Origin of the sequence: Sphingomonas sp. (genome assembly GCF_965248875.1) — a bacterium.
Taxonomy (GTDB): Bacteria; Pseudomonadota; Alphaproteobacteria; order Sphingomonadales; family Sphingomonadaceae; genus Sphingomonas.
In genome coordinates, this window is the sequence record NZ_CBDFKR010000011.1 from 1,436,819 (window position 1) to 1,448,698 (window position 11,880).

Consider the following 11,880-nt stretch of genomic DNA (forward strand, 5'->3'; position numbering starts at 1 on the left):
GAAGGGCATCTTACTGTTCAGGCGGAGTGGGAGCGTCTCACTCCGCCGCCTCCGCCCGCTCCGCACCCCTACCCCGCAGCAACGGCGCCAGATACCGTCCCGTGAAGCTCCCCGGCGCCGCCGCGACGACCTCCGGCGTCCCCTCCGCGACGATCTCGCCACCCTTGACGCCGCCCTCCGGCCCCAGGTCCAGCACCCAGTCGGCGGTCTTGATGACGTCGAGGTTGTGCTCGATCACCACCACGGTGTTGCCCTGTTCGACCAGCGCGTGGAGGACCTCCAGCAGCTTGCGCACATCCTCGAAGTGGAGCCCGGTGGTGGGCTCGTCCAATATATACAGCGTCTGGCCGGTGGCGCGGCGGGCGAGTTCCTTCGCCAGCTTCACCCGCTGCGCCTCGCCGCCCGAGAGCGTCGTCGCCTGCTGGCCGACCTTGACGTAGCCGAGGCCCACCTCGGCCAGCATCGCCATCTTGTCGCGGATCGGGGGGACGGCCTTGAAGAACGCGACCGCGTCCTCGACGGTCATGTCGAGCACGTCGGCGATGCTCAGGCCCTTGAACTTCACCTCCAGCGTCTCGCGGTTGTAGCGCGCGCCGTGGCAGACGTCGCAGGTGACATAGACGTCGGGGAGGAAGTGCATCTCGATCTTGAGGACGCCGTCGCCCTGGCACGCCTCGCAGCGGCCGCCCTTGACGTTGAAGGAGAAGCGGCCGGGCTTGTAACCGCGCGCGGCGCTCTCGGGCAGGCCGGCGAACCAGTCGCGGATGCAGGTGAACGCGCCGGTGTAGGTCGCGGGGTTCGAGCGCGGCGTGCGGCCGATCGGCGACTGGTCGATGTCGATGACCTTGTCGAGATGCTGGAGGCCGGTGACCTTGTCGTGCTTGCCGGCGAGGATGCGGGCGCCGTTGAGCTGGCGCGCGGCGGCGGCGTAGAGCGTGTCGATGGTGAAGGAGGACTTGCCCGAACCGCTGACCCCGGTGACGCAGGTGAAGGTGCCGAGCGGGATCGACGCGGTGACGCCGGTCAGGTTGTTGGCGGTGGCGTTGTGGACCGTCAGCTTCTTGCCCGTGCCCTTGCGGCGCTTCGCGGGCACGGGAACCTCGCGGGTGCCGTTGAGGTAATCGGCGGTGACGCTGGTCTTGCTTGCCAGCAGCTCGGCGAGCGTGCCGTGGGCGACGACCTCGCCGCCATGGACGCCCGCGCCCGGCCCCATGTCGATGACATAGTCGGCGGTGCGGATCGCGTCCTCGTCATGCTCGACGACGAGCACGGTGTTGCCGAGGTCGCGCAGCCGCCTGAGCGTCGCGAGCAGCATGTCGTTGTCGCGCTGGTGGAGGCCGATGCTGGGCTCGTCGAGGACGTAGAGGACGCCCGACAGGCCGCTGCCGATCTGGCTGGCGAGGCGGATGCGCTGGCTCTCGCCGCCGCTGAGCGTGCCGCTGGTGCGGTCGAGGTTGAGGTAGTCGAGGCCGACATTGTTGAGGAAGCCCAGCCGCTCGACGATCTCCTTCAGGATGCGCTCGGCGATCGCGCGCTGCTGATCGTTGAGCGTCGCGGGCATCGCCTGGAAGAAGGCGAGCGCGTCGACCACCGACAGGTGGGTGGCGTGGCTGATGTCCTGCTGCGCGACCTTGACCGCCAGCGCCTCGGGCTTGAGCCGCGCGCCGTGGCAGGTCTCGCACGGCTTGGGCGACTGGTACTTGCCCAGCTCCTCGCGCATCCACGCGCTCTCGGTCTGAAGGTAGCGCCGGTTGAGGTTGCCGATCACGCCCTCGAACGGCTTGTGGACGTCGTAGCTCTTCTTGCCGTCGACGAAGGTGAGCGTGACGGGCTTGCCCTGCGTGCCGTGGAGGACAGCCGCGCGGATGTCCTCGGGCAGGTCGCGCCATGGCGTGTCGAGCGCGAAGCCGAGTTCGCGCGCGAGACTGCCCAGCACCTGCATGTAATAGGGACTAGGCGGGTTCGACTTGGCCCAGGGCACGACCGCGCCCTTCTTGATCGACAGGTCGTGGTTGGGGACGACCAGATCCTCGTCGAACAGCAGCTTTTCGCCCAGCCCGTCGCACGCGGGGCAGGCACCCTGCGGCGCGTTGAAGGAGAACAGCCGCGGCTCGATCTCGGCGATGGTGAAGCCGCTGACCGGGCAGGCGAACTTCTCGGAAAAGACGATGCGGTTGGCGGGGATGCCGGCGTTCTTCATCGCCCCGCCCGACGCGGCCTCATCCTCGCGGCCGGGCACCGTCGCGTCGACCAGATCGACATAGGCGAGCCCGTCGGCGAGCTTGAGCGCCTGCTCGAAACTCTCGGCCAGCCGCGTCGCCATGTCCGGCCCGACGACGAGGCGGTCGACGACGATCTCGACATCGTGCTTCAGCTTCTTGTCGAGCGCGGGCGCCTCGTCGATCTCGTACACCGTGCCATCGATGCGGACGCGGGTGAAGCCCGCCTTCTGCCACTCCAGCAGCTCCTTGCGGTATTCGCCCTTGCGCCCGCGGACGGCGGGGGCGAGCAGGTAGAGGCGTGTGCCTTCGGGCAGGGCGGTGACGCGGTCGACCATCTGGCTGACCGTCTGCGCCGCGATCGGCAGGCCGGTGGCGGGGCTGTAAGGAACGCCGACGCGCGCCCACAGCAGGCGCATGTAATCGTAGATTTCGGTGACGGTCGCGACGGTCGAGCGCGGATTGCGGCTGGTGGTCTTCTGCTCGATCGAGATGGCGGGGGAGAGCCCCTCGATATGGTCGACGTCGGGCTTCTGCATCAGCTCCAGGAACTGCCGCGCATAGGCCGACAGCGACTCGACGTAGCGGCGCTGACCCTCGGCGTAGATGGTGTCGAAGGCGAGTGAGGACTTGCCCGAGCCCGACAGCCCGGTGATCACCGTCAGCGTGTCACGCGGGATGTCGATGTCGACACCCTTGAGGTTGTGCTCGCGCGCGCCGCGGACGCTAATGTTGTTCAGCATACGGAACACCTATGCTGAGGAATAGTGCTGAGGGACATAGGGCGGGTTCTACTGATGTTCCGGGAGCCGGGCTAGCCCGCAACATAGGGGCGGCAGCGGGCGGTTGCGAGGCGGGGCGGGCTCGGCCAGACAGTCGGCGCGCACGCGGCTGAACGGCGGGCGACGGTGACGACACGCCCGGTTCAGGTCGGCGGGGGCAGACCGGGGCGGATTGAACGGGAGCAACGGGGATGAGCAGGACAGCACGGTGGCTGGCAGCGGCGGCGATGCTGGCGCTGGCGGCGGGAACGGCAGGCGCGGGGGAGGCAGCGACGCGAGCGCGGGCCCATACGACCACCCATGCCAAGCACGCGCACCGCGGGGTGGTGCGGCGGACGGCGCGGCGGGTGGCGGTGCGTGCAGCGGCGGGAAAGCACGTCGCGGCGGTGGTTGAGGCTGTCCCCGCCCCGGTCCCGCCGCCCGATCCGAAGCTGGCCGCGGTGCCGGATCATCAACCCGGGCCCCGGCCCGGCTATGCACCCTATGGCGAACCGGCGCGCGCGGCCGACCCTGACTATCGCTGGCTGGACGATGCCGATGCGATGATGGGCGCGGTTGACGGTACGGAACCCGACCTGCGCTTCGTCGACGCGGGCGTGCCGCGCTATGCCTGGCGGCTGAGCGATGGGGCGGTGGTGATCGCGGCGCCGATCAGCAGTGCCGATACCCGCTTCTTCTTCTTCGCGCCCGACACGGCCGTGCCGTTCCTGGTCCGCGACCGCCAGTATAGCTACGCCTTCGATCACGGCGTGGTGGCGGCGGTATTCGGCGCCGACGGACAGCTGCTCGACGGGCAGCCGGGCGGCCGCGCCGCCGGCGCGCTCTACGCCGAGGGGCGTCGGCTCTGGTATGCGGCGTCCCGGCCGCAACAGGCGCAGCTGTGGGGCGGGCCCAGCTGGTCGATCAACTTCCACGGCTCGTTCGGGAGCTGGCGCGACAATGACGGCTGGCGGCGGTGGCGGCAGGATCGCAATGGCGGCCGTGGCCCCGATCCGCACGATCGCTATCGCGGCGACCGCGACGCACGGCGCGCGAACAGCGGCCATTACGGCCGGACCCCGCAAGACGGGTGGGGGACGAGCGCGCCGCAGGACGGTCAGTTTCACGGCGGGGCGAGCAACCGGTCCGGTCAGCGGCGGCCGGGCCCCGATCGCTCGACACGCAACGACGGTGCGCCGCCACGGCTAGAGCGGGCCGGCGATGCGGCGACGACGCCGGCCGGCCCGGGCTATGGCGGGCGGCGCTCGACGGAGGCGGCCGAGCCGCCGGTAGGCGGCGACATGCCCGCCGCTGCGTACACGCCGCCCGCCGACACGCGCGGCGCCGCGCCGGAGCGCAACGAGCGTCGAAGCGAGCGTCCGGCCTATACGTCCGCGCCGCAGCCCGTGGCGGAGGCGCCGGCCGATCGTTCCCCGGCGCCGGCGGCCGAGCCGGTCTATCGCGCGCCCGAGCGGCCCGCCCCGGCGGCGCCGGAGCCGCAGCAGGTGACCCGGGAGCCGGAGCGCGCCGCGCCGCCGCAGCCCGCGCCCGAGCCTCCCGCGCCTGCCCCTACCCCGCCGCGCCAGCCGACACCCGCCGATCAGAAGCGCGCCGCGGGCAGTCCCGACGGCAACGAGCCGCCCGCCGACTAGCGCCGGACGTGACAGGCGGACCCGGCTGGTGTATTGCCGAGTTCATACACCGGAAGGAAGGGTGAGGATGGCGAAGGCGAAGAAGGTGAAGCTGCCCAAGCGGATCGGCGGCGTGAAAATCCCCAAGGAGCTGCGCAAGGGCGGTGCCAGGCTGATAGAACAGGCGCAGACCGAGGACGGCCGCGCCGCCATCATTCGCGGCGCGGCGACGGTCGCCGGCATCGCCGCCAACGTCGCGCGCGCGGCCGCGGCGAAGCGCGCGGCCAAGCCCGCCGAGCCGGTCGCCGCCGCGCCCGCAGCCCCGGGCGGCCCGGGCGTCGCCAAGCCCGACGCGCTGGGAGATGCGATCGGCGCCGGCGCGGAGGCGGTGCTGGGGCGGCTGTTTCCGCGGAAGTCGTAAACTCGACAAAGCTTTGCCGCTGGCGCACGATTTCGGCACGTGGGGTACGGTCCTCACCGACAGGTCGAAAACGGCATGATCGGCTTGGCGATGCTATTGTCAGTAGGTGGGCAGATCGAGAATACTGCGCGCGAAGCGAGGCCGCGAACGTCTCCCGCAAGCTGGATATCCGACGCTGATGACCCTCCCGCGCTGCGGCAGGTGCAAGGACGGACAGTGGCCGAGCTCGCCGTCGATGCGCGCGGCGAGGTTACGTCCTGCGAGATTACGCGCTCGTCAGGGTCTCCCGTGCTGGATGCGACCGTATGTCGTCGCGTACGCGAGCGCGCGCAGTTCGAGCCGGCGCGTGACGGACATGGCCAGCCAATTGCGGGTTCTTATCTACTGCCGGTGCTGTGGGGAAATCCGGCAATCGACGTACAACCCTCAGGCTTTCGGCTGGTCATCGCGCTGCGTAACGGACGCGCGACCTCCTGCATCCGCTACGACGACGATGGTGCGATCGTGGACACGACACGGCGTGGATGCAACGCGGCACCCGACCTACTGCTTCAGTACTTTGGCCGTAATTACGTGCGAGCGGATCGCTTGACTATCGACAGCTTTCGCTTCGAGGGCGACGGCCCTGTGCCGCGCCGACCTGTGGAGGGACGCCGTGTGACGCTGACCGAAACAGTGACGAGGATCGGCCCCGATGGGCATGCACAATCCTGTCGATCGCGAACGCCAGATCCATCTGCCGCACAATCGTTGGAGAGTGCATCGGTATGTCAACGGGTCGTGGATTCACTGGGCTCAGAACGTTTGTCACTGCGATCGACTGGACGCTTTACTTTCCAGCGAGTACTAGCAGCAGCGCAACAACCGGTCAGGCTATCCCCAACTAGCGGCCCCGACAACGATGTCGTTCCGAGCGCCTCCGCGATCAACCATATTCAACCGAGCAACCGGAGCCCCCCATGCCCACCCTCACCCGCCCCGACGGCACGCAGCCGCAGGACCTTCACCTCACGCGGCGCGGGGCGGTGTCGATGTTCGCGGCGGGTTACGCGCTGGCGGGGTGGTCGGCGGAGGCGCGGCCGGTGACGACGCCGACGGCGGGGCTAACCATTGAAGAGGTGCTGATCGCCAACGGCGCGCCCCGCCCGCTGCCCGCCTATGTCGCGCGACCGGCGACGCCGGGGCGGCATCCGGCGGTGATCGTCGTCAACGAGGTGTTCGGCATCCACGCCTATATCAAGGACGTGTGCCGCAGGCTGGCGCGCGAGGGCTTCGTCGCGGTCGCACCCGACTTCTTCTACCGCTCGGGCGTCGACCTGCCGTCGCTGACCGACTTCGCGCAGATCATGCCGGTGGTGCAGCAGGCGGGTGCGGCGCAGGTCGATGACGACGTCCGCGCAACTTCAGCGTGGCTCAAGGCGCGCTCCTTCACCAAGCCGGACGCGATCGGCATCACCGGTTTCTGCTGGGGCGGCGCGGTGGTGTGGCGCGCGGCGATGGTTGACCCGGACATCAAGGCGGGGGTCGCGTGGTATGGGCGGCTCGGCGGGCTGGCGGCGCGGGCGGGCGAGCTGCACGCGCCGGTGCTGGGGCTGTACGGCGCGCTGGATCAGGGCATTCCGCAGACCGACATTGCCGCCATGCGCGCGGCCGTCGCGGCGGCGGGCAAGACCGCCGAGATCGTCGTCTACCCGGACGCGCCGCATGGCTTTCACGCCGACTACCGCGACAGCTATCGCGCCGCGGATGCGGCCGACGGCTGGGGGCGGCTGCTGCGCTGGTTGCGCGGGCATGGCGTCGCCTAGCGCGCGCGGCGCGCGGACCGGTACGCCAGCGACCGGCGGTTGAGCAGGTCGACGTCCGCATCGCCCGCAACAATGGCCTCGGCCGCAGCGACGGCGCGCCGCAGCTGCTCGTCATCGAGGCACCGATAGGCAGGCCGTCCGCCGAGATGATCGTACCAGCAGCCGCCACAGACATGATCGAGCAGGATGCGCTGAAAGCAATGGTCGGCCCTGACCGGCCAGCGACGCGCGGCCGCAAGGGCAGGCAGCGTCGTGCGGGTCAACTCGAGCCAGCGGGCCTCCAGGGCTAGACGGTCCATTATCGATGCGACGAGCGCCGCGGCGCGCCGTTCCCTCCGGCATGGTTAACCCGATGCTAATCGCCGGATGTTACTGCTGACGCATGGCCCGTGCCATCGCCAAGCTCAGTCCTAAAGCCGTCCAGCGCATCGGCCTGGCCGCCGTCGTGCTGCTTGCACCCGGCGGCTTTGTGCTCGGCGCGGGGCTGGCGGTACGCTGGTGGCAGCGAGCGCGCGCGGCCAGATAATCGTCGACCGCCGCCTACGTTACAAATTTGCAACGTTGCGTTCGCGGCCTGTTCGCTCCGCGGCAACCGGCTAGTCTGCGTCGTCCGAAGGGAGACGTCGATGGAACTGGGAACCAAGCTGATCGAGCTGGAGAAGCGGACGGCGCAGCATCGCGAGCTGTTGCTGACGGAAGAAGCGGCGAAGACGGCGCTGGTGATGCCGTTCCTGCAGGCGCTCGGTTATGACGTGTTCAATCCGGGTGAGGTCATCCCCGAATTCACTGCCGATGTCGGGGTGAAGAAGGGCGAGAAGGTCGACTATGCGATCTGCATCGACGGCAAGGTCGCGATGCTGGTCGAGTGCAAGCCGTCGTCGGTCGACCTCGACCTGAAGCACGCCAGCCAGCTGTTCCGCTATTTCTCGACCACCGACGCGCGCGTCGCCGTGCTGACCAACGGCGTCGCCTATCAATTCTACTCGGACATCGAACAGCCCAACAAGATGGACGAAAAACCGTTCTTCGTCTTTTCGATGGACAGCATCCGCCGCAGCGACCCGGTCACGCTGGAGCGGTTCGGCCGGCATCAGTTCGACATCGACGCCATCCTGGCGGAGGCGGGGCGGCTCAAGCTCGAGTCGCAGATGCGCATCGAGCTGGACCGGGAGTTCGCCCTGCCATCAGACGAGTTCGTGCGGATGATGGCGACCCGCATCCAGCCCGGCCTGCGATTCACGGCCCAGGTGAAGGATCAGCTGGCGCCGGTGCTGTCCGCGTCGATCGCCGGGCTGATCCGCGACCGGGTCAACGACCGGCTGACCAGCGCGCTCAACGTCGCCAACCCCGCACCGGTCGACCTGCCCGACGGCGGCTCCGACGACATGTCGGTCGCGGAAGATGGGGTGATCACGACCGAGGACGAGATCGGCGGGTTTCGCATCGTCCAGGCGATCGCCGCCCGCCACCTCGATCCGAAGCGCGTCGTCATTCGCGACAGCAAGTCGTATTGCGCGATCCTGCTCGACGACAACAATCGCAAAAGCCTGGCGAGGCTTCATTTCAACAGCCCGACGACGCGCTATGTCGGGACCTTCGCAGGCAAGGCGGAGACCAGACACGCGGTGAGCGCGCTGACCGACATCTACAAGCTGGAGGCCGAGATCGTGGCGCGGATCGCGGAACTGGACGGCGGGCGGGGCTCCGAGTAGGTCCGCCGCCACAGCGTCGCGCGGTCAGTTGTGCCGATCTGTATACTAGCGGCAGGGTAGCTGCGGCTAGACGTGAATGGCCTTCCCCCGCACCGCCATCGCCGCTTCCTTGATCGCTTCCGAATGCGTCGGATGCGCATGGCAGGTATAGGCGATGTCCTCGCTGGTCGCGCCGAACTCCATCGCCTGCGCGGCTTGGGCGATCATCGTTCCGGCGACGCTGGCGATCGCCCAGACACCGAGCACGCGGTCAGTCGTGGCGTCGGCGATGATCTTCACGAAGCCGTCGGGCTCGTGGTTGGTCTTCGCGCGACTGTTGCCGGCCATCGGGAACTTGCCGACCTTGATCTCGCCGCGTTCGCGGGCGGCTTCCTCGGTGAGACCGACGCCCGCGATCTCAGGCCAGGTATAGACCACGCTTGGGATGACATCGTGGTTCACGATGCCGTGCTGGCCGGCGATGTTCTCGGCGACGGCGATGCCCTCGTCCTCGGCCTTGTGCGCCAGCATCAGGCCGGGGATGACGTCGCCGATCGCCCACACGCCCTCGACCGCGGTGCGGAAGTCGTGATCGGTCTCGATCTGGCCGCGTGCGTTCGGCGCGAGCCCGATCTTGTCGAGTCCGAGTCCGTCGGTGTTGGGCCGGCGGCCGATCGAGACAAGCACGGCGTCGGCCTGGAGCGTCTCGCCCTCCCCGCCCTTCGCCGGTTCCACAGCGACGCTGGCCTTGCCGCCCTGCACGGTGACGCCGGTCACCTTGGTGCCGAGGCGATACTCCATGCCCTGCTTCTTGAAGATGCGATTGGCTTCCTTGCGCACATCGCCGTCAAAGCCCGGGAGGATCTGGTCCAGATATTCGACCACCGTCACTTTCGCGCCGAGCCGCCGCCAGACGCTGCCCAGCTCCAGCCCGATCACGCCGCCGCCGATCACGACGAGGTGCTCGGGCACCTTGGCCAGCTCGAGCGCGCCGGTCGAGTCGACCACGACCTGCTGGTCGACCTCGACGCCGGGCAGCGGCGTCACCGACGAGCCGGTGGCGATGACGATGTTCTTGGCGGTGACGGTCTGATCGCCGACCTGCAGCGTGTTCGGATCGGTGAAGCTGGCGCGTCCCTTGAGCCAGGTCACCTTGTTCTTCTTGAACAGGAACTCGATGCCGCCGGTCAGCTGCTTGACCGCATCGCGGCGCTGGCCGTGCATCGTGTCGAGATCGAGTTCGGGCGTGACCTTCACCCCCATCTTCGCCATCGCGCCGTTGGCCGCGGCGTCGAAATATTCGGATGCGTGCAGCATCGCCTTGGATGGGATGCAGCCGACGTTGAGGCACGTCCCCCCCAGCGTCTCGCGCGCTTCCACGCAGGCGGTCTTCAGCCCCAGCTGCGCCGCACGGATCGCGGCGACATAACCGCCGGGCCCGGCGCCGATGACAAGGACGTCGTAGTTGTAGGTGTCAGGCATTATCTGCTCCAGGAGGGAACGGCTTCGCGCGCTCGCCGCCTTTGGTAATAGCGATCATCTGGCCCGGCTCGATGCCTCGTTCAAGGCAGGCGATGAGGCGATCGGCAGTGAATGCCCATTCCGCGTGCGGCAAGCGACTCAGCAAGATCGCCAGCGGCCGGGGCAGGCCCTTGTTGAAGGTCCAGTCGCCAAAGCCTTTGTCGCCGGTTACAAAAACTGCATCGGCGATATCGGCGCGCTGCAACAACTGTGCATCCAACCAACCCGGCATTTGTTTCTTGTATCCACTCAACGTCATAACCGGCTCCGCGCAGACGCATGACGACGCGCCGATGCACATTCTGGTCGGCAATGATCCGCACGCGTCAGGCGGCTTCCTGACGAGCCGACGCCGCCTCCTTCAAGAGCAGATCGTGAGTGAATGCGACAGCCGCCCGGATGCTGTTCTCGGTCAGGCTCGGGTAACCGTCGATGATGTCGGCGGTGCTGCCCCCCTCCGCCAGATATTCCAGGATCAGCTCGACGGAGATGCGCGTGCCCCGCACCACAGGCTTGCCGCCGAGAATACCCGGATTAGAATAGATGTGCTCGCGCCAGTCCATCACCGCCCTCACAGATCAATCAGCAGCCGTGTCGGATCCTCGATAGCATTCTTCAGCGCCACCAGCCACGTCACCGCCTCGCGGCCGTCGATCAGGCGATGGTCGTAGCTTAGCGCAAGATACATCATCGGGCGGACCACGACCTGGCCGTCGCGAACGACCGGGCGATCCTCGATGCGGTGGAGGCCGAGCACCGCCGACTGCGGCGGGTTGATGATCGGGGTCGACATCAGCGAGCCGAACACGCCGCCGTTGGAGATGGTGAAGGTGCCGCCCTTCATCTCGTCCATCTTGAGCGTGCCGTCCTTGGCGCGCCTGCCATAATCGCCGATCGCCTTTTCGACCTGCGCAACGCTCAGCCGGTCGGCATCGCGGATGACGGGGACGACCAGCCCGCCGGGCGACGACACCGCGACCGAGATGTCGGCGTAATCGTGATAGACGATGTCGTCGCCGTCGATCGAGGCGTTGACGCTCGGCACGTCCTTCAGCGCCATGCACGCGGCCTTCACGAAGAAGCCCATGAAGCCGAGGCGGACGCCGTGCTTCTTCTCGAACAGGTCCTTGTAGCGGGTGCGCGCTTCGATCACCGCGGTCATGTCGACGTCGTTGAACGTCGTCAGCATCGCGGCGGTGTTCTGCGCTTCCTTGAGCCGGCGCGCGATCGTCTGGCGCAGCCGCGTCATGCGCACGCGCTCCTCGGCGCGGCCGGAGGCGGCGGCCACGGAAGGGGTCTGTGGCGCAGGGGCGGGCGCCGGAGCGGGCGCGGGCGCGGGCGCGGGCGCGGGTGCGGGTGCGGGCTTTTGCGCCGCGGCCAGGACGTCATCCTTGGTCAGGCGGCCGTCCTTGCCGGTGCCGGTGACGGTCCCCGGGTCGACGCCTGTCTCCAGCACCGCGCGGCGGACCGAAGGGGAGAGCGCCGCAGCGCCGGTGGCGGCGACGCCTTCGCCAGCCGGGGCGGCAGGCGCGCTGTCCGGTTCGCGCGTAACCGCGGGCTGCGGCGCCGCGGCCTGCGCCGGAGCCCCGGCGCCCGCGTCGATCGTCGCGATCATCGCGCCGACCGATACGGTATCGCCGACCTTGACGGCGTGCTCGCCCATCGTGCCCGCCACCGGCGAGGGCACTTCGACCGAGACCTTGTCGGTTTCCAGGCTAGCGATCGGCTCGTCCGCCGCCACCTTGTCGCCGGGCTGCTTCAGCCATTCGCCAAGTGTCGCTTCGGTGATCGATTCGCCCAGCGTGGGGACCAGAACTTCGGTTGCCATATC

At 68.5% G+C, this 11,880-nt stretch carries 11 protein-coding genes and 1 pseudogene; 6 read left to right on the top strand and 6 right to left on the bottom strand.

The window, feature by feature from the left end; all coding sequences use genetic code 11:
* Positions 1–37: 37 nt before the first annotated feature.
* Entirely contained in the window at positions 38–2,962 is a 2,925-nt protein-coding gene (gene uvrA / locus ACP2AD_RS14205) for an excinuclease ABC subunit UvrA (RefSeq protein ID WP_425230695.1), read from the bottom strand.
* A 230-nt stretch (positions 2,963–3,192) separates the two neighbouring features.
* Between uvrA and ACP2AD_RS14210 the strand changes: the two genes are divergently transcribed.
* The 4 genes and pseudogenes from ACP2AD_RS14210 to ACP2AD_RS14225 all read left to right on the top strand — a co-directional run bounded on the left by ACP2AD_RS14210 (position 3,193) and on the right by ACP2AD_RS14225 (position 6,837).
* On the top strand, positions 3,193–4,632 hold the full coding sequence (locus ACP2AD_RS14210; RefSeq protein WP_425230696.1) for a hypothetical protein: 1,440 nt from the start codon (positions 3,193–3,195) through the stop codon (positions 4,630–4,632).
* 67 nt (positions 4,633–4,699) lie between these two features.
* A complete protein-coding gene (locus ACP2AD_RS14215; protein ID WP_425230697.1) occupies positions 4,700–5,032 on the top strand; it encodes a hypothetical protein in 333 nt (110 codons plus the stop codon).
* A 90-nt stretch (positions 5,033–5,122) separates the two neighbouring features.
* A pseudogene (locus tag ACP2AD_RS14220) lies at positions 5,123–5,419 on the top strand (TonB family protein); the annotation flags it as partial.
* A gap of 572 nt (positions 5,420–5,991) precedes the next feature.
* Positions 5,992–6,837 carry a dienelactone hydrolase family protein gene (locus ACP2AD_RS14225; protein WP_425230698.1) on the top strand — a complete coding sequence of 282 codons (846 nt, stop codon included), beginning with the start codon at positions 5,992–5,994 and terminating at the stop codon, positions 6,835–6,837.
* On the opposite strand, the gene ACP2AD_RS14230 is transcribed toward ACP2AD_RS14225, so the two are convergent.
* The gene (locus tag ACP2AD_RS14230; protein WP_425230699.1) at positions 6,834–7,136 is read right to left on the bottom strand and encodes a GCN5-related N-acetyltransferase; all 303 of its coding nucleotides are present in this window, start codon (positions 7,134–7,136) and stop codon (positions 6,834–6,836) included. The genes ACP2AD_RS14225 and ACP2AD_RS14230 overlap by 4 nt on opposite strands.
* Before the next feature lie 83 nt (positions 7,137–7,219).
* Here ACP2AD_RS14230 and ACP2AD_RS14235 point away from each other — a divergent pair, with 83 nt between their 5' ends.
* Together ACP2AD_RS14235 and ACP2AD_RS14240 are read left to right on the top strand one after the other, a co-directional pair.
* Positions 7,220–7,363, top strand: coding sequence for a hypothetical protein (locus ACP2AD_RS14235; protein WP_425230700.1), 144 nt, complete (start codon positions 7,220–7,222; stop codon positions 7,361–7,363).
* Between the two features lie 100 nt (positions 7,364–7,463).
* Complete coding sequence (locus tag ACP2AD_RS14240) at positions 7,464–8,549, top strand: type I restriction endonuclease (protein WP_425230701.1); 1,086 nt, start codon at positions 7,464–7,466, stop codon at positions 8,547–8,549.
* 66 nt (positions 8,550–8,615) lie between these two features.
* Here the strand turns inward: ACP2AD_RS14240 and lpdA are convergent, their stop codons facing one another.
* From lpdA to odhB, 4 genes are read right to left on the bottom strand one after another with little or no spacing between them, the layout of a single operon-like run.
* Positions 8,616–10,010 (bottom strand): dihydrolipoyl dehydrogenase, encoded by a 1,395-nt coding sequence (gene lpdA, locus ACP2AD_RS14245; protein WP_425230702.1) that lies wholly within the window; start codon positions 10,008–10,010, stop codon positions 8,616–8,618.
* Positions 10,003–10,350, bottom strand: coding sequence for a hypothetical protein (locus ACP2AD_RS14250; RefSeq protein ID WP_425230703.1), 348 nt, complete (start codon positions 10,348–10,350; stop codon positions 10,003–10,005). The genes lpdA and ACP2AD_RS14250 overlap by 8 nt, the downstream gene beginning before the upstream one ends.
* A 25-nt stretch (positions 10,351–10,375) precedes the next feature.
* Positions 10,376–10,612, bottom strand: coding sequence for a DUF433 domain-containing protein (locus ACP2AD_RS14255; RefSeq protein ID WP_425230704.1), 237 nt, complete (start codon positions 10,610–10,612; stop codon positions 10,376–10,378).
* An 8-nt stretch (positions 10,613–10,620) separates the two neighbouring features.
* Positions 10,621–11,877 (bottom strand): 2-oxoglutarate dehydrogenase complex dihydrolipoyllysine-residue succinyltransferase, encoded by a 1,257-nt coding sequence (gene odhB / locus ACP2AD_RS14260; protein ID WP_425230705.1) that lies wholly within the window; start codon positions 11,875–11,877, stop codon positions 10,621–10,623.
* Positions 11,878–11,880 lie beyond the last annotated feature (3 nt).